Source organism: Halapricum hydrolyticum (assembly GCF_025517535.1).
Classification (GTDB): domain Archaea; phylum Halobacteriota; class Halobacteria; order Halobacteriales; family Haloarculaceae; genus Halapricum; species Halapricum hydrolyticum.
In genome coordinates this window covers 198,385-215,165 of sequence record NZ_JAOPKC010000001.1, presented here as the reverse complement: position 1 = coordinate 215,165, position 16,781 = coordinate 198,385, and the positions used below count along the sequence as shown (strand labels likewise).

General features: G+C 65.4%; 17 protein-coding genes. 10 read left to right on the top strand and 7 right to left on the bottom strand.

The genetic code is table 11. The features are described 5' to 3' along the window. The first annotated feature begins 23 nt into the window (after positions 1–23). Together OB916_RS01045 and OB916_RS01040 are read left to right on the top strand one after the other, a co-directional pair. Entirely contained in the window at positions 24–317 is a 294-nt protein-coding gene (locus OB916_RS01045; protein WP_315907420.1) for a DUF7130 family rubredoxin-like protein, read from the top strand. Beyond that, a complete protein-coding gene (locus OB916_RS01040; RefSeq protein ID WP_315907419.1) occupies positions 318–1,205 on the top strand; it encodes a ketopantoate reductase family protein in 888 nt (295 codons plus the stop codon). Between the two features lie 4 nt (positions 1,206–1,209). Here OB916_RS01040 and OB916_RS01035 read toward each other — a convergent pair whose 3' ends face one another. From OB916_RS01035 to OB916_RS01015, 5 genes are all read right to left on the bottom strand, one after another. Next, positions 1,210–1,581: a NifU family protein gene (locus OB916_RS01035; protein ID WP_315907418.1), complete on the bottom strand. Its 372-nt coding sequence runs from the start codon at positions 1,579–1,581 to the stop codon at positions 1,210–1,212. A 108-nt stretch (positions 1,582–1,689) separates the two neighbouring features. Beyond that, entirely contained in the window at positions 1,690–2,016 is a 327-nt protein-coding gene (locus tag OB916_RS01030; RefSeq protein WP_315907417.1) for a DUF5783 family protein, read from the bottom strand. 102 nt (positions 2,017–2,118) lie between these two features. Beyond that, positions 2,119–3,648 carry a cryptochrome/photolyase family protein gene (locus OB916_RS01025; RefSeq protein ID WP_315907416.1) on the bottom strand — a complete coding sequence of 510 codons (1,530 nt, stop codon included), beginning with the start codon at positions 3,646–3,648 and terminating at the stop codon, positions 2,119–2,121. Between the two features lie 80 nt (positions 3,649–3,728). Further along, the gene (locus OB916_RS01020) at positions 3,729–4,688 is read right to left on the bottom strand and encodes a zinc-dependent metalloprotease (RefSeq protein ID WP_315907415.1); all 960 of its coding nucleotides are present in this window, start codon (positions 4,686–4,688) and stop codon (positions 3,729–3,731) included. 150 nt (positions 4,689–4,838) lie between these two features. Then, the gene (locus tag OB916_RS01015; protein ID WP_315907414.1) at positions 4,839–5,060 is read right to left on the bottom strand and encodes a hypothetical protein; all 222 of its coding nucleotides are present in this window, start codon (positions 5,058–5,060) and stop codon (positions 4,839–4,841) included. A gap of 143 nt (positions 5,061–5,203) precedes the next feature. Here OB916_RS01015 and OB916_RS01010 point away from each other — a divergent pair, with 143 nt between their 5' ends. Both OB916_RS01010 and OB916_RS01005 read left to right on the top strand, forming a co-directional pair. After that, positions 5,204–6,547 carry a DUF92 domain-containing protein gene (locus OB916_RS01010; protein WP_315907413.1) on the top strand — a complete coding sequence of 448 codons (1,344 nt, stop codon included), beginning with the start codon at positions 5,204–5,206 and terminating at the stop codon, positions 6,545–6,547. After that, positions 6,544–6,978: a GNAT family N-acetyltransferase gene (locus OB916_RS01005; protein ID WP_315907412.1), complete on the top strand. Its 435-nt coding sequence runs from the start codon at positions 6,544–6,546 to the stop codon at positions 6,976–6,978. The genes OB916_RS01010 and OB916_RS01005 overlap by 4 nt, the downstream gene beginning before the upstream one ends. A gap of 30 nt (positions 6,979–7,008) precedes the next feature. Here OB916_RS01005 and dnaG read toward each other — a convergent pair whose 3' ends face one another. After that, a complete protein-coding gene (dnaG, locus tag OB916_RS01000) occupies positions 7,009–8,430 on the bottom strand; it encodes a DNA primase DnaG (RefSeq protein WP_315907411.1) in 1,422 nt (473 codons plus the stop codon). A gap of 200 nt (positions 8,431–8,630) precedes the next feature. On the opposite strand from dnaG, the gene OB916_RS00995 reads away from it, so the two are divergent. The 6 genes from OB916_RS00995 to OB916_RS00970 all read left to right on the top strand — a co-directional run bounded on the left by OB916_RS00995 (position 8,631) and on the right by OB916_RS00970 (position 15,261). Continuing rightward, positions 8,631–8,852 (top strand): DUF3311 domain-containing protein, encoded by a 222-nt coding sequence (locus tag OB916_RS00995; RefSeq protein WP_315907410.1) that lies wholly within the window; start codon positions 8,631–8,633, stop codon positions 8,850–8,852. A 7-nt stretch (positions 8,853–8,859) separates the two neighbouring features. Beyond that, on the top strand, positions 8,860–10,398 hold the full coding sequence (locus OB916_RS00990) for a sodium:solute symporter family protein (RefSeq protein WP_390884005.1): 1,539 nt from the start codon (positions 8,860–8,862) through the stop codon (positions 10,396–10,398). 94 nt (positions 10,399–10,492) lie between these two features. Continuing rightward, positions 10,493–12,577 (top strand): S8 family serine peptidase, encoded by a 2,085-nt coding sequence (locus OB916_RS00985; RefSeq protein ID WP_315907408.1) that lies wholly within the window; start codon positions 10,493–10,495, stop codon positions 12,575–12,577. Between the two features lie 40 nt (positions 12,578–12,617). Next, positions 12,618–12,953 carry a BsuPI-related putative proteinase inhibitor gene (locus tag OB916_RS00980; RefSeq protein ID WP_315907407.1) on the top strand — a complete coding sequence of 112 codons (336 nt, stop codon included), beginning with the start codon at positions 12,618–12,620 and terminating at the stop codon, positions 12,951–12,953. Between the two features lie 312 nt (positions 12,954–13,265). Next, a complete protein-coding gene (locus OB916_RS00975; RefSeq protein ID WP_315907406.1) occupies positions 13,266–14,171 on the top strand; it encodes an HFX_2341 family transcriptional regulator in 906 nt (301 codons plus the stop codon). A gap of 178 nt (positions 14,172–14,349) precedes the next feature. Continuing rightward, entirely contained in the window at positions 14,350–15,261 is a 912-nt protein-coding gene (locus OB916_RS00970) for an NAD(P)/FAD-dependent oxidoreductase (RefSeq protein ID WP_315907405.1), read from the top strand. Here OB916_RS00970 and OB916_RS00965 read toward each other — a convergent pair. Further along, complete coding sequence (locus OB916_RS00965) at positions 15,240–16,781, bottom strand: lipopolysaccharide biosynthesis protein (RefSeq protein ID WP_315907404.1); 1,542 nt, start codon at positions 16,779–16,781, stop codon at positions 15,240–15,242. The genes OB916_RS00970 and OB916_RS00965 overlap by 22 nt on opposite strands.

Below are 16,781 nucleotides of genomic sequence, written 5' to 3'. Positions count from 1 at the left end.
GACGTGACGTGGTACTACAACGCATGAGCGACATCGACGACGTCGACGTCACGTTCGGCACGGAGATATACGACGAGAATGGCAACCGGCTGGGAGCGGTGCGAGGGTTCGACGAACACGGTTTCTACGTCAGCACGGACGAAGGGATCACGGCGATGTCCAGCGAGCACGTCGCCTCGGGGATCCCGGGCGAAGCGGAACTGACCTGGCGGTGCTACGAGTGTGGCGCGATCGGGAACATCGAGGACCTGCCGGAGGAGGGCTGTCCCGACTGCGGTGCACCACAGGAAGCCATCTACTATCACGTCCAGGATTGAATGCAGGTCGTCGTCTTCGGGGCGGGAAGCCTCGGCAGTTTGATCGGCGGGCTGCTCGCCGACGAGCACGACGTGACCCTCGTCGGCCGTGAGCCACACGTGGGGGCCGTCCGCGAGCGCGGCCTCGAGATCACCGGCGAGATCGAGACGACGACCCGTCCCGACGCGGCCACGACCGTCCCCGGCTCGGCCGAGCTGGCGATCGTGACGGTCAAGAGCTACGACACCGCCGAGGCGGCCCGGGCGCTGTGGGCGGCCGATCCCGACGTCGTCCTCTCGCTGCAGAACGGGCTCGGCAACGAGGAGACGCTGGCCGGGACGCTCAATGGGACGGTCCTGGCGGGGACCTGTACCTACGGAGCGCGGCTCGTCGAACCCGGCGTCGTCGAGTGTACCGGCGTGGGAACGGTAACCCTCGGGTCGAGATCGGGAGGGCGTTCGGACGCGGCCGAGCGGACGGGCAGCGCCTTCGAGAGAGGCGGTATCGACACGACCGTCGCGACCGACATGCCACGACGGCTCTGGGAGAAGCTCGCGATCAACGCCGGGATCAACGCCATCACGGCACTCGCCCGGGTCGAAAACGGTGCCCTCCGGGACGGGCCGGCGAGCGAGATCGCCGCACGGGCGGCCCGGGAGGTCGCACGCGTCGCCCGGGCGAGCGGGATCGACCTGGCCGACGAACGCGCGGTCTCGGCACTCGAAGGCGTCGTCGAAACGACAGCACCGAACCGCTCGTCGATGTATCAGGATCTCGTTGCCGAGCGACGGACCGAGATCGACGCCATCAACGGGGCCGTCATCGAGCGGGCGAGCGTCCCCGTCCCGGTAAACGAGACGCTCACGGGGCTCGTCAGAGCCTGGGAACGCGAGCGAAACGTGCGATAGGGGTTTAAAACGGAGCCTGGGGACCTTCGTCGTCGTCGTTGCCGTCGTCGATGCTGCCGCCGCGGGACTCGCCCGGCAGCGTCGGGCCGTCGCCAGCGCCGCCCATGCCGCCGCCGGCACCGGTGTTGGCGTGAACAGTGTTGATCTCGGGGATCTCCTTCGTCATGCGAGTCTTGATCGCCTGAATCGTCATCGGCGAGATCCCGCAGCCACTGCAGGCCCCACCCAGCGCGATCGTGACCTCTCCCTTCTCGGGATCGAGCTCCCGGATCGCAGCACTGCCGCCGTGCATCTGGATCTGCGGGAAGTTCCGCCGCAGGAAGTTCGCGACGCGCTCTTCGAGGTCGCTCTGTCCGTCTTCCGTTTCGGTGCTCATACTCCCGCGTACGTGAGCACGGCGTTTGAACCTTTGGTTCCCGACAGTCCCGAAACGAACGGTTTCAGCCCTGCTCGTGCGGATTTCTGATGATTGTTGATGGGTCGATCATGAACCGGACAGATCGAACACGTCTCGTAGCTGCCGTTCGAGTTCGTCCGTGTACGCCGCGTAGACGTCTTCCAGTTCTGCCCTGTCGAGTTCCGTTTCGGGGGCGACCCGCTCGATCGCGTCGTCGGGGAGTTCGATGCGGAACTGCCCGTCGCCCTCGTAGAAGGGCTCGCTCTCGGCCAGCGTGTACTGGTCGATCGCGTGGATCAGTCCGGAGTCGTAGCGGTCGGACATCACGTCGAACGCGCTCTTGTACGCCTGCTGGAGTTCGGTGAAGTAGTGTTCGTACTTGTCCTCGAACCGCTCGGGATCGAAGTCAGTCATCGGTCGACAGTTGGCGTACGCGGACAAAAGGCAGACGATACCTACAATTACGGCCGCTGCGGACGCTCGACTCCTGCAGTGCCGTCGGCTACGAACGCTCGACTACAGTTCGCTCCGCTGTGCGCGCTCGCGGAGCGCCTCGGCGCGTTCACGGATCGCTTCGCGTTCGCCGTCGTCTTTGTTCTCCAGGTGGTTGTACACCAGCCCCATCCGGTGGTTGTCGGCGAGGTGTTCGGCGTTGCGATCCAGGAAGTCCCAGTACAACGCGTTGAACGGGCAGGCGCCCTCGCCGGTAGTCTTGGTCTTGTAGTAGGGACAGTCGCTGCAGTAGTCGCTCATCTTGTCGACGTAGTTAGCCGAGGAGACGTAGGGTTTCGTCGAGAGGGCGTCCGTGCCGAACGTCCCCATGCCGACGACGTTGGGGGTCGTCACCCAGTGGTAGGCGTCGACGTAGGCCGCGTGGAACCACCGGTTCAGCTGCTGGGGTTCGACGCCGAGCAGCGTCGCGAAGTTCGAGAGGATCATCAGCCGTTCGATGTGATGTGAGTATCCCCGCGTGCGCACGCCGTCGATCACGTCAGCGAGACAGGCCATGTCAGTCTCTCCGGTCCAGAAAAACGGCGGCAACGGCTCGGTCTGTTCGAGCTGGTTCGCCCCGGCAAGCTCGGGCATCTCCCGGCGATAGACGTGGCGCATGAACTCCCGCCAGCCGAGCACCTGCCGGACGAACCCTTCGACGCTGTTCAGCGGGACGTCCCGCTCGTGGTAGGCCTCGATCACCCGTTCGATCGCTGTCCGCGGGTGGATCAGGCCGAGGTTGATCGCGGGTGAGAGCAGCGAGTGGTGCAGCGCCCACTCGTCGGCCACCAGCGCGTCCTGATAGGGGCCGAACTCTTCGAGTCGGTCGGTCACGAACGCCTCCAGCACGGACAGGGCCTGCTCGCGGGTCACCGGCCACCGGAACGGTCCGGGATCGGCCCACGCACCGCCGTACGGTGGCTCCTCGTAGCCGCCGTCGAACGTCTCGGCGACCCGGGATCGCACGTCGCGAGTGATCGCGTCCGGCTCGAAGGTCGGGGGATCCGGAGGGACGTATCCCTCAGGAGGCGTCTCGCGATTCTGGTCGTCGTAGTTGTACTCGCCGCCAACGGGTTGCGAGCCGTCCATCAGGTAGCCGGTCTCGCGGCGCATGAATCGGTAGAAGTCCTCGTGGCGATAGCTCGACCGCTCGCCGGCCCAGCCGTCGAACTGCTCGGGCGAGCAGAGGAACAGTTCGTTCTCGACGACCGTGAGCTGTCCGCCGTAGCGCTCGACGAGGGCGCGCAATCGCTCGCCCGCCCGATCGCTCGGGGGCCGCATCACGACAAGGTCGTCACCGGGGTGGGCGTCCAAGTGCGCTTCGATTCCGTCGGCGAAGCGCTCGACCTGTCGGTACTCGACGGTCCGTCCCGACTCGCGAAGCCGGTCCCGAAAGTGTCGCATCGCGCTGAACACGAGCGTGAGCTTGTGCGGGTGATACGGCAGCCGCCGGGCGAGGTCCGCCGCCTCGATCAGCAGGACGGGATCGTCGGGGCGGTCGGCCAGCGGACCGACGTGAGCGTTCAACTGATCGCCCAGCACGAGGACAGTCATACCCGCGGGTTATGGAACGGGTCGACAAAAACGCCCGCCTCGACGGGGTCGATCATCGCCCGGCCAGGGGAGGAACACGCTCACCCGTCCATCCGGCGAATCCACGCGCTCGGACGTTCGATCTCGTCCTCGGTCGGCAGGTTCTCCGGTCGGTCCCACACCTTCCCGGCGAACTCGATCCCGCGAGCGTCGGCGACCGCGTCGAAGAAGTCCTTGCCGCGCTCGTACTGGCGGCGCTTCATGCCCAGCCCGAGCGCCCGGCGGATCAGCTTCTGGATCGGGCCGCGACCCCGGCGGCGGCGTTCGATCTCTTCCCGGAGATCCCGATACTCCTCGTCGAAAGCCCGATCCATCAGCAACTCGGCGTAGCCCTCGACAGCGGTCATCGTCGTATCGAGTTCGCCCAGTGTCCCCCGGTCGATGTCGCCGTTCGCGAGCTTCTCGATCGCCGATTCCATCCGCGATTCGAGGTGGCCGGGCAGCCATGGAGCCGCACCGAACTCCGCGGCGTGGGTCACCTCGTGGAAAGCGATCCAGCGCCGGAACCGGTCGCTGTCGGCCTCAAGCGAGTCGGCGACGCGCGTGACGTTCGGATAGACGAAGTACAGAGCGTGATCGTCCGCGCCGTCGCCCTCGGCCAGCAACAGCGGGTCGTACTGTCCGAGGACGTTGCGCGCGAGAAACGAGAGCGCGACCGTCATCGAGCCGGTGTTGACCACGCGGGCGGCGGCGGGGAACATCCCGACGTGGTCTTCGAGCGGCGCCATCACTCGCTGGAACGTTTCGATGTTGTTGTCGATCCAGTGATGGCGGTTGATGATCTCGATCGTCTCCGGCAGGTCGAACTCGAATCCGGAGACCTCACGGACGCGATCGCGTGCGTCACCAACGTCAGTCGCGTACCCGTCACGCTCGGCCGGGCTGACGTCGAGCGATCCGGGGTCGGTCCCGGCCTTCGAGGCCTCGGCGACGGCCCCCCAGTCGATCGGGCCCGTCCCCGAGGCCTCGGTGACGGCGCGCACGCTGCGATAGAGTCCCATACCCGCCGTAGGAGACAGGCGAGTAAAGGACTTCGGCTCCGGGACTGCCGGGAGCGTCACTCAGAGGAAGTGGCGTCGAAATCCCGGATCTCTCTGTGGAAACCGGCATCCGTCGCCCGGTCGAAGCGGGTATTTCTCCGACCGGCGACGCTACTCCCGATCACTGCGACGTCTGCGGACGAGGGCAGCGATCGCGACTGCCAGGACGAGCAGGAGGATCAGTTTCACCGGCACTGTCGACCCCTCGGTCTCGCCGTCGTCGTCCGTATCGTCGCGCGTGACGGAGCTGAACGGGAGCGACACGATCCCGTCGGCGGACCCCTCGATCGAGGCGTCGTCGAGGTGGATCTCGAAGAGCGTGAATTCGGCCATACGAGACAATTCACAGACAGAGGATAAAACCGTTACCCAGACGCGCGACTGTCCGTTGTCGCGACCACGTCGTTCTCGTCTCCTAACACGATTGCCGGACGGTTCGGAAAGAGTAAGTATCTCTCGGGGAAACGCCCGGTAGCGTGACATCGACAGTGCGGCGCGCGGGCGCGTTCGCCGGCGTCGGAGTCCTGTCGCTGGCGGTCCCAGTACTGGATCGCCTGTTCACTGGCCCGGCCGTGACGGCCGCTGCGGCCGCGCCGTTTCTGGCGATCGCCGTCCTCGCACTGGTAGCGACCGACGACAGCGTGATCTTCGAGTTGTTCGCCCGGCCTGGAGATCGCCGGGACGGTCGCCTCTTCGGGCTGGCCGGCTTCGCGCTCGCGATTGCCGGGCTCTCGCTGCTCGCGACGCAGTTCGGAATGGGTATCCCGGTGTTCGTCGCGAGCGTGGTCGTCCTCTCGACGGGGAACCTCGCCGCTCACGCGGCCCGTTCCCGTGGGATCGAGCCGTTCGGCGCGATGACCGCGTTCGTCACCGGTGGCTTCCTGGCCGGGATCGGCGGCTATCTGGCTGCGGCCGCGATCCTCGAGATCGCTCTCGAACTCCCGCAGGTGGTGTTTCTGGCCGCGACCGGCTCATTGACCGGAGCGCTCGTCCGATCGGTGCTGTTCGAGCGCGACGATCTGGTCGTGTTGCTCGCCATCGGACTGTTGCTGTGGCTGTTCTCCGATCTCTCGATCGACGTTACGGCCACCGGCATCACCGCGGCGGTCGCCGTCACCGTCGCACTCGGGTACGTCTCCTACGCGCTCGAGACGGCTTCGCTGCCGGGCATGCTCACCGGTGTCCTCCTGAGTCTGCTGACGCTCGTCGTCGGCGACGTGGGCTGGTTCGCCATGCTGATCACCTTCTTCGGCCTCGGCGGCCTCTCCTCGAAACTCCGGTACGAACAGAAAGTCAAACGCGGGATCGCCGAACCGAACGAGGGAGCACGCGGTAGCGGCAACGTCCTCGCGAACTCTCTGGTGGCGCTGTTTGCCGTCATTGCCCACGCTGCCAGCTCGCAGGTGACAGCCGTCCCCGAGGATCTGTTCCTGTTCATTTTCGCTGGATCGGTCGCAGCGGCGATGAGCGACACGTTCTCCAGTGAGATCGGGGGGCTGTACGACAATCCCCGGCTCATCACGACGCTCGAGGTCGTCGACCCCGGTACCGACGGCGGCGTCACCTGGCAGGGAGAGCTCGCCGGATTCATCGGAGCCGCACTGATCGCCGGGATCGGCGCTGCGGCGTTCGACCTCGGCACTCGTGGCGTCGGCGTCGTCGTCGCTGCCGGTCTCGTCGGGATGACCGTCGACAGCGTCCTGGGGGCGACCCTCGAGGGACGGCTGGTCGGCAATCAGGGAGTCAACTTCCTTGCGACGTTTTCGGCCGGACTGGCTGCTGGAGGGCTCGCGATCGTCTCGGGCACTGTCGCACTATGACCGGTATTCGGGGGATCCGATCCGACGACCGCGAACGACTACGACGGATCCAGCAGGCAGTGCTCTCCGATCCCAGTCCGTCCGTGCTCGCGGCAGCACTCGACGGGCCGCTGTTCGGCCTCGTTGCCGAAGACTCCGGTATCGTCGTCGGCTACCTGCTGGCAGTGGTCGGCGAGACGCGTGCGTACGTACCGGAACTGGCGGTGGCGGCCGACGCCCAGCGCCAGGGGCACGGGTCCGCGCTGCTCACGACGGCGATCGACCGATTCCACGACCGCGGCCTGACGACCGTGCGGCTGACGGCACGCGCCGACGACTCGGCTGCACGGCGGTTTTACGAGGAACTGGGATTCGAGGCAGTCGAGCGGGTTCCAGACCACTACGACGACGCCGCTGGAGTCGTCTACGAGCGTCGGATCGATGACGAATGACGGGTCGGGGACGTCGACGACTGCCCGTGATCAGGAAACGACTCGGAGGCGGACGGACGTCGGCTTCTTGACGAACTGCCCTTCTTCGGTCGCGATCACTTGCCCGACACCGCGCTGTGCGGCCACGTCAAGCACGCGCTGATCGACCGATCCGTCGACGACGACCGTCGCGGGCGTCGTCTCGGCGTCGGCGACGGCGTCGAACACCTCGCCAGCGTCGCGTTCGTCGAGGGGGTTCAAACCGTCGTCGAGCAACCGGACTCGCCCGCTCCCGTTTTTGATGACGTGCGCGACGTGGTCGCCGAGCGTTCGCTCACGCTCGGCCGCTGTCGACTCGGCCTCGGCTCCGTCCGGGCTCGTCTCGTCGGTCTCGGTCCCACCCTCGCTGACCTCGTCGGCACCGGCTTCGACCTCGGCTGTATCGTCGGTGTCCGCCGATACGCCCGTCTCGCCGTCGTCCAGAGACTCGACGTCGCTCTCGTCTGCTTCAACGTCTTCGTCGCCGGATTCGGCGTCGTCGGCCGATTCGGACCTGCTGTCGGCTTCGGACGACGCCGCCAATTCGTCAGCCGCTGTCCGTGCCTGTGCGCTCGCGCCGTCCGCCAGTGTCGGCTGTTCGTCGACGTCGCCGCTCTGTTTGCCGGCTGCGCCGTCGAGAGCGTCCTCGTAGGCGACTTTCTCGCGGAGGGCAGCCATGACCTCCTCCCGCGAGAGGTCCTCGACCGACTTGTCGTCGGGTGCGAACGCCACGTAGTCCACGTCGCCGACCTGCGCCAGTTCGCGCAGAATGAGCTCCCCACCGCGGTCGCCATCGAGAAACGCCGTCACCGTTCGCTCGTCAGTCAGACGGGCGACCGCGTCGGGGACGTTCGTGCCCTCGACTGCGATAGCGTTTTTGATCCCGAACTGCAGCAGCTGCAGCACGTCCGCACGTCCCTCGACGACGATGATGGCGTCGCTGTCGGCGACGCGTGGTCCCGCAGGATACCCCTCGAAGTCGGTGATCCGCTCGACGCGGGCCTGTCGGCGAACCTCCTCGACGAGTTCCTGACTGGAGAGGACCGACTCGTCGAACCGCTCCAGCAACTCGGTGGCCCGCTTGACGATCTCGCGGCGCTTGGCCTGGCGGACGTCCTCGAGGTCGGTCACCTCGAAGGTCGCCCGACACGGCCCGACCCGGTCGATCGTTTCCAGGCTTGCCGCCAGGATCGACGTCTCGACGCGGTCGAGGCCGCTGGCGATCGTCACTTCGCCGACCGACTGGCCGCCTTTGGAGTCGATCTCGACGTCTATCCGGCCGAGTTTGGCCGACTCCTGGAGTTCGCGTATCTCGAGTTCGTCGCCGAGCAACCCCTCCGTCTGGCCGAAGATCGCGCCGACGACGTCACTCCGCTCTACCACCCCGTTGGCGGTGATCTGTGCATGTATGAGGTACTTGGATGAATCCTGCATTGGTGATCTGGGCCTCACGACCCGGTGATGGTGCCATGACTGAGCGCATGGACGGTCCATGTGTACGAGATCCAATCGCAAATGCCTGTCGAGAGCCGAATGCGATCGGACAACAGTCTTGATCAAAAAAATCCTTCAAACGGATATACTGATGGCCAATGATAACGGTTAAGACGATATAGTAGCAAATACAGCCACCTGTGACCGAACGAGTACAGATCATCCTGTGGGGCGCGATCGGGTTCGTACTGATCGGGCTGGCCGTGCCGTGGTTCATGTGGCGTTCCGATGCGGTCGTCGCCGGCTTGCCGATCTGGATCTGGTGGCACATCGGCTGGCTCGCGCTGGCAAGCGTCGTCTTCTACGTCTTCGCGCAGCGGGCGTGGGGACTCGGCGTCGAACGGGGTGGTCACCGTGGCTAACGTCGGCATGCAGATGGGGGTCGTCGTCGGCTACCTCCTGCTTGCGCTGGGGATCGGGCTCGTCGCCTACCGGCTGACCGAGCGCACGGCCGAGGACTACTACCTGGCCAGCCGGACGCTCGGGACTGTCGTCCTGTTGTTCACGACCTTCGCAACGCTGTTGTCGGCGTTTACCTTCTTCGGCGGCCCAAACATCGCCTACCTGTACGGTCCGGAGTGGATCCTCGTGATGGGACTGATGGACGGGATTATCTTCGCGATCCTGTGGTACGTGATCGGCTACAAGCAGTGGCTGATCGGGCGAAAACACGGCTACGTCACGCTCGGAGAGATGCTCGGCGACCGCTTCGGGTCCCGGAACCTCAGGGTCCTGATAGCCGCGATCAGTCTCTTCTGGCTGTTCCCCTACGTGATGCTCCAGCAGATCGGTGCCGGGACGGCGCTGGCAGCGCTGACAGAGGGCGCGGTGCCGTTCTGGGCCGGGGCGACCCTGATTACCGTGTTCATGGTCATTTACGTCGTGCTCGCGGGGATGCGCGGGATCGCCTGGACGGATACTCTTCAGGGGGCGTTCATGCTGGTGACGGTCTGGGCCGCCCTGCTGTGGGTGATGGTAGCGATCGACGGGATCGGGACTGCAACCGACGGACTCGCCGCGACGGCCCCGGAGTTTCTCAAGCTGGGCGGTGGTTTCTATACGCCCCAGCGGATCCTCACGTTCGCGATCTCGATCGCTTTCGGGGTGACGATGTTCCCGCAGGTCAACCAGCGGTTTTTCGCCGGTGACTCCGAGACCGTCCTGAAGCGGTCGTTCGCTCTCTGGCCGGTGCTGGTTCTCCTGCTTTTCGTCCCGGCGTTCCTGCTCGGCGCGTGGGCGAAAGGGCTCGGCGTCGAAGCGGCGGTCGGTGAAGGACAGAACGTCCTCCCGCTGGTACTCGCGGAGTACACGCCCGGCTGGTTCGCCGCGCTGGTGATCGCCGGTGCCATCGCCGCGATGATGTCCTCCAGCGACTCGATGCTCCTGTCGGGGTCGTCGTACTTCACGCGGGATCTCTACCGGCCGCTGATCGACGCCGACATCTCCGATCGCAGGGAGGAGTTGCTCGGCCGGATCGGCGTCGCGGTGTTCGCGACCAGTGCCCTGATCGGCAGTCTGATCGTCGGTGGTGAGACTTCGGTCGGCGTCGTCGGGGAAGTCCTCATCGACATCGGGGACACCGCGTTCGGCGGGTTCGCCCAGCTGGCGCTGCCTGTCGCGCTGGCACTGTACTGGTCGAGGGTGACCCGACCGGGACTGTACGCCGGCCTGCTGGGTTCGCAGGCCATCTACGTGCCCGGGGTATTGTTGCCGGTCGTCGAGGTCACCGTTCCAGTCGTCGGGTCGATGCCGCTGGGCGTGCCTGAGACGTACCTCGGATGGGGGATCTCGCTGTACTGCATGGTTTTCGGAGTTGTGTTGACAGTCGTCGTCTCCCTGGTGACCACTCCCGCTCCGGAAGAAAACGCCAGCCGGTTCAGCGATCTGCGGGCGGCCGACGCGGATTGATCCGCGTCGACACGACGGCGTCCGGTCATTCGCTCTGCTACTCTCCGCTGGCTGAGCCGGTATTATTATATCCCCGAGCCTGGTGTATGATCACATGCACCACGATGGAAATAGTGAACACGAAGACGCGGGGATATCAAGGCGAGAGGTCCTTCGGGAGTCGATAGCGGCGGGGGCAGGCGCGTTCGCTCTCGGTGCCGGAGTGGGAAGCGCGAGCGCGTCGCCGGACGGCGAGTACAACGTCGGGACGGAATCGCCGGCCGCCGAGGAGGCAACGGAGCGGGCCGCCGAGAACGTCCAGCGCGTCTTCGACTGGGGGGACGGCCAGCGGACGTTCACCGGGCGGTTCTCCGAGAAGGCCGCCGAGAACCTGGCGAAGCGTCCGGACGTGCGGTACGTCGAGGAGAACGGCGAGATGCACGCGCTCGGCCAGACGCTGTCGTGGGGAATCAACCGCGTCGACGCGGACGTTCTCCACGACAACGGCGAGACCGGCAACGGCGCGGACGTCGCTATCATCGATACGGGAATCGACGACGACCACCCCGACCTGGAGGCGAACGTCGGCGCAGGCAAGGCCTTCGTCGACTGCAAGGGGCCGAACTGCAACTACTCCTGGTCGGACGACGACGACCACGGAACCCACTGTGCGGGCATCGCCGACGCCGTGAACAACAGCGAGGGCGTCGTCGGGGTCTCGATGGAAGCGACGCTCCACGCGGTGAAGGTACTGGACAAGAACGGCTCCGGGTCGTTCTCGGACGTGGCGGCCGGAATCGAGTACGTCGCTGACCAGGGCTGGGATGTCGGCTCGATGTCGCTGGGAGCGTCGTCGGGATCCCAGACGGTCAAAGACGCCTGCCAGTACGCCTACGGGAAGGGTGTGTTGCTGGTCGGTTCCGCTGGAAACGACGGTCCCTGTTCGGACTGCGTCGGCTATCCCGCGGCCTACGAGGAAGTCGTCGCCGTCAGTTCGACCGACCAGGACGATTCGCTGTCGAATTTCTCTTCGACGGGGCCGGAGGTCGAACTCGCCGCACCCGGTGGGAGCATCTACTCGACGGTCATCGGCGGCTACGACACGTTCTCGGGAACCTCGATGTCCTGCCCGCACGTCTCCGGCGCTGGCGGGCAGTTGATGGCCAACGGCTACACGAACACCGAGGCCCGGCAGCGACTTCAGGACACGGCCGAGGATCTCGGTCTCAGCGTCAGCGAGCAAGGCGCCGGCCTGCTGGACGCCGAAGCGGCAGTGCTCGACGGAGGGAGCGACTCGACACCGAGCGTCTCGTGGGTGGACCCGAACGACGGCGAAACCGTCAGCGGGACGATGACTGTCCGGATCGACGCCAGCGACAGCGAGGATAGCGACGACAGCCTGGACGTGACCTACACTGTCGACGGGGGCTCAGAGCGTTCGACGTCCTACAACTCCACGTCGGGGTACTACGAGGACGACTGGGACACGACGGGCGTCGGAGACGGCGATCACACCCTCGAAGCGACGGCGACGGACTCGGCAGGCAACACGAGCCGCTCGTCGATCACGGTCACGACGGACAACACCGAGAGCGCACCGACGGTCGACAGCCTCTCGGCCAGCGAGGTGGAGACCAGCGATTCGGACGCCGAGTTCGACGTCGACTGGGGGGTCTCGGATGACGACGGCAACCTCGATACGGTCGACCTGACGCTGACCGACGACACCGACGGGGAGACCGAGGACACGGCGACAATCGACGTCAGCGGCGACAGCGCCAGCGGAACGAACCGACTGGTCGCCGCTGGCGACGACGGTTCGGGGAACGACTACACGGTTGCAGCAACTGTCACGGACTCGAACGGCAATACCGGCTCGGACACGACCGCGGTTAGTGAGACCGAGAATACCGACAGTGGGCCGGTCATCGACCAGTTCGATCTGACGGACGACAGCAACCCGGCCTGGACGCGGTACGGCGTCGACTGGGCCGTCTCGGACGACGACGGTGACCTCTCCGGCGTCACATCGGAGATGCTCGACTCCTCCGGCAACGTGCTCGACTCCGATTCGAGTTCGGTCAGCGGCAGTTCCGCCTCCGGCACCCACTCCGTTAGATCGAAAGGGAGCGCGAGCGATATCAGACTGACTGTCACCGACGAAGCCGGCAACAGTACTAGCGACCCGCGGTCGATCTGACGATATCGCCCGGCTGCCCGTACTCACGGTGATTTCGGACATGTCTCTTGATTCCACCCTCGACATCACGGTCGAACGTGCCGGCGTCACGTTCGCGTTCGGCGTCACGAACCCCGACACGGAACCTATCGACCTAACGTTCCGGACCGGCATGGTCGCTGACGTCGCAGTCTACCAGGACGGCGTTGAAGTGTGGCGCTGGAGCGACGGTCGGATGTTCACCCAGGCTATCGAAACGCAGACGCTCGCGCCGGGCGAGACGCTCGTCTTCGAGGCGAACTGGGACGACCCCACGCCGGGATCGTACACTGCCGAGGCGTCGCTCGCGGCGACGAACGTCACTCTGGTAGAGCGGGAGCCGTTCGAGACTCCCTGATACTGGTGGCTATAAGTTCGTAAGATATCCGGCACACCGTCGTGCCGGATCATTTCGAAATGTTATAGCCACCAGTATGATCACGCGACACTCGCGGGATCGAGCGTGGCGCAGCGGTCCGGCGGTCATCAGAGCGGGAACTCGCCGGTCCCGTAGCCGAGCGCGTCGCAGGACCCGGCATCGAGGAAGAGGGGTCCCTCGTTCCGCTCGCTCACATCGCCCGAGATGCGGCCCGCGATACCCGTGAGGGGTATGCTCCGTACCGGCTGCAGAACTGGTGATTTATATAAGCGTCCGGCCGTTGTGTCGCGTATGCACACCCACATCGTCCCGGTCGGGTTCGACTACGACCGGTTGATCGCGCCGCTGGTGCGCGAGCAACTCGACGTCGATCGGGCGATTCTACTGGAAGGCGCGGTCGGCAGCGAGGCCAACGTCGAGTACTCACAGCAACTGGCCGCCCAGCTGGAAACCGATTTCCAGAACTTGCTGGGTGCGGAGACCGAGCGTATCTCACTCGCAGACGTCTACGACTACGACGCGGCCTTCGAGGAAGCCTACGCGCTGATCAACGCCGAGCTCGATCACAGTCCCGAGGCGGAAGTCTGGGTCAATATCTCCGCGATGCCCCGGCCGGTGTCCTTTGCTTTCGCGACGGCTGCCAACTCGATCATGGTCGAGCGCGAGGGCGATCGAGACCGGATCCACACCTACTACACGGCCCCCGAGAAGTACCTCGAAACGGAACTGGCCGAAGAGTTGCGCGAGGGGATCGACCTTGCGGCCGACCTCGGTGAACAGATCGACGACGACCGAATCGAGGAGTGGCTCACGAGCGCTCGGGACCTGCTCGAAGAGTTCGACGAGCGCGGGACGACCATCGGTGCCAAGGAGATCGACGGCAGCTACGTCGTCGAATTACCGGTGGCGTCGTTCTCGAACGTCAAGCCCTTCGAGGAAGTCATCCTCTTCACACTGGGCGAACACGGCGAGTTCGAGTCGGTCTCCGAGTTGGCCCAGCAACTGGCCAAGGAACTCGGCGAAGAGTACACCGACAGCTTCCGCTCGAAGGTGCTGTACAACGTCGACCGGCTCGGGCCCGGCGGCAAGGGATACATCGAACAGGAATCACACGGCAAGTCCTACCGGACCCGCCTCTCGCGCATCGGACAACTGTGGGTGCGCGCCCACTCAGACGACGATCACGACCGGCTGTGACGGTTCGTCCATAGATAGAAATTCAATTTCAGACAATACTCGCGTGGGATAGGTCACGATAAATGTGGTATGTGGGCGATGAACAAGGCAATATACCGTCCGAAATGGGGAACATAACCGGGAAGGGCCTGAAGGGACCGAGCAATTTATCCGTGTACGGAATTGTGTTTTAGGTACAATGACGGACGTAGCGATCATCGGTGGCGGACCGGCTGGATTGAGTGCAGCGGTGTACACGGCGCGTGCGGACCAGGAGACCCTGGTCTTCGACAAGGGCGATGGGACGACGGAGAACGTCGATTTCATGGAGAACGTCTACGGTTTCCCGGAGGGCGCGACCGGGCCGGAACTCGTCGATGTCGGCCGCGAGCAGGCCACGAAGTTCGGCGCGGAGATCGTCCAGGAAGAGGTCGTTCGCGTCGCCCAGGAGGGCGACACCTACCTCGTCGAGACCGAGGCCGACGAGTACGAGGTACGCGGGGTCATCCTCGCGACGGGCGCGTCCTACGAGTCGCCGGCGATCCCCCACGTCGACGACTACGAGGGCAAGGGCGTCTCTTACTGCGTCGAATGTGACGCGTTCTTCTACAAGGACTCGCCGGTCGGCATCGTCGGTGCTGGCAACTACGCCGCCAAAGAGGCGATGATGATGCTGGATTACACCGACGACGTCCGCGTGCTGACCAACGGCAACGACGTCGAGATGGACGAGGTCCTGCAGGAACAGCTCCAGGAGGAGAACATCGAGATCATCACCGAACCCGTCGATCACATCGTCGGCGACGAGATGGTCGAAGGCGTCGAGCTCGAGGACGGCGACGTCATCGAACTCGAAGGGCTGTTCGTCGCGCTCGGCGCGGCCGGTGGCGCGGACATCGCCGACATGCTGGGCATCCCGCGAGACGGGTCGTACCTCGACGTCGACGACGACCAGTTCACGGGCGTCGATCGGGTCTACGCTGCCGGTGACCTCACTGGCGGCCAGCGCCAGGTCAACGTCTCCGTCGGCGAGGGCACGACCGCCGCGATCAACCTGCTGGAGGACTTCCGCGGCGGCGAGTACGTCGACTACAAGAAGATCGAAGCGTAGGCTACTAGCGTCTCCGCGATCGTTTCGCGATATCGGGCCGACAGTTCTGCGACGACGAGTCGATCACGTGGGTCGATACCGAGCACGACCAGACCGAGCAAGTAGCTCGCGAGGCCGACGGCCGTACCGGCTCCGACGGCAATCAGGCCGGACAGCGACGCCCGCACGACGAGCATCGTCGCAATCATGCCGCCGCCGGCGACCAGCGGCTTCAGGAAGGTCCGGTCGAACGGGAACAGTCCCTCGAACCGGCGGAGCAGTAGCACCTGGAGCCCGTTCTGCGTGGCGATCGCCAGCGAGGTTCCCAGGGCCGCGCCGACCAGTCCAAATCTGACGGTAAACGCGTACGTCAGGGCCACGTTCAGGACAGCGAGCAGCCAGTCCAGGACCATGCGGGCGTACTGGTGGTCGGTCATCATCAACAGCCACCCGGTCGCACCGACGGCGCTGCCGACGAACACGCCGCCGAGATACACGACCAGCGGAACGTACCCGCGTGCGTACGTCGGGCCGAAGACCCCGAGCAACTGCTCCCCGTAGACGCCGAGCACGGCGAGGAAGGGAAGGACCGTCGTCACGATGAGTCGCGTCACCGACGAGTAGACGGCGTTCAGCGTCGCCATGCGGTCGTCGGCGTACAGGTCCGAGGCGACCGGTGGCAACAGCTGGTTGAACGACAGAAGCGGGATCCAGGTGATCGAGATCAACACGAGCACGACGTTGTACGTCCCGGCGTCGACAGCCGTCAGCAGCGCGCCGACCAGCAGGATGTCGATCCGGTTCTGGAACACCTTCCCGAGGCTGCTCATCGCGACCGGCCCGGCGTGGTTGTAGAACCGTCCAGCCTCGCTACGGATCCCACGAACTCGGGGCACGATACCGGTCGAACGGATCGACGCGGGCACGCCGACGACGACCAGCGCGAGCGTGCAGGCGACGATCGCGCCCGCGACGCCGACGACCGAATAGCCCAGCGCCAGCGCGAGCAACGCACCGACGAGCCGGGCCGACGGTCGCAAGAGCTTGTTGAACAGCACTTCCCCACGTGCGGAGCCGATCGCCCGGAACGTCGCCGCGACGATCATCACGAGCCCGAAGAGCCCGACAAGAAGCCCAAATAGACGCATCGCCGGCGTGAACGCCGGTTCGGCGACGGTGCGCTCGTTGATCAGCGGAGCGAGCACCCAGACGGCGACCGCGATGGCGCTGCCGAACCCGAGCGTCGTCAGGTAGGCCAGTCCGGCCACGCGTGATCGCTGTGTGTCGTCGGCTGCGGGGAGAAACCGCTGGAGAGCGGGGACGCTCCCGAACGTGACCAGCCGCGTCAGAACCTGGGCGATCCGCCAGGCCAGCGCGTACACCCCGTAGGCGACGGGACCGAGACCGCGAGTGAGGACGAACTCGGTCGCGGTCGACAGAGCTCGCTGCGCCGAAACGGCACCCGAAGTGACGACGGCACCGTGAGATATCGTGAGCAGAGCCTCCCGTTCGTCCTCGTCGATATCAGCGTTGGGTGCCAC

Coding starts and splice junctions, on each gene's coding strand:
- OB916_RS01045 (WP_315907420.1), top strand. CDS start 24: ATGAGCGACATCGACGACGTCGACGTCACGTTCGGCACGGAGATATAC.
- OB916_RS01040 (WP_315907419.1), top strand. CDS start 318: ATGCAGGTCGTCGTCTTCGGGGCGGGAAGCCTCGGCAGTTTGATCGGC.
- OB916_RS01035 (WP_315907418.1), bottom strand. CDS start 1,581: ATGAGCACCGAAACGGAAGACGGACAGAGCGACCTCGAAGAGCGCGTC.
- OB916_RS01030 (WP_315907417.1), bottom strand. CDS start 2,016: ATGACTGACTTCGATCCCGAGCGGTTCGAGGACAAGTACGAACACTAC.
- OB916_RS01025 (WP_315907416.1), bottom strand. CDS start 3,648: ATGACTGTCCTCGTGCTGGGCGATCAGTTGAACGCTCACGTCGGTCCG.
- OB916_RS01020 (WP_315907415.1), bottom strand. CDS start 4,688: ATGGGACTCTATCGCAGCGTGCGCGCCGTCACCGAGGCCTCGGGGACG.
- OB916_RS01015 (WP_315907414.1), bottom strand. CDS start 5,060: ATGGCCGAATTCACGCTCTTCGAGATCCACCTCGACGACGCCTCGATC.
- OB916_RS01005 (WP_315907412.1), top strand. CDS start 6,544: ATGACCGGTATTCGGGGGATCCGATCCGACGACCGCGAACGACTACGA.
- dnaG (WP_315907411.1), bottom strand. CDS start 8,430: ATGCAGGATTCATCCAAGTACCTCATACATGCACAGATCACCGCCAAC.
- OB916_RS00990 (WP_390884005.1), top strand. CDS start 8,860: ATGCAGATGGGGGTCGTCGTCGGCTACCTCCTGCTTGCGCTGGGGATC.
- OB916_RS00985 (WP_315907408.1), top strand. CDS start 10,493: ATGCACCACGATGGAAATAGTGAACACGAAGACGCGGGGATATCAAGG.
- OB916_RS00980 (WP_315907407.1), top strand. CDS start 12,618: ATGTCTCTTGATTCCACCCTCGACATCACGGTCGAACGTGCCGGCGTC.
- OB916_RS00975 (WP_315907406.1), top strand. CDS start 13,266: ATGCACACCCACATCGTCCCGGTCGGGTTCGACTACGACCGGTTGATC.
- OB916_RS00970 (WP_315907405.1), top strand. CDS start 14,350: ATGACGGACGTAGCGATCATCGGTGGCGGACCGGCTGGATTGAGTGCA.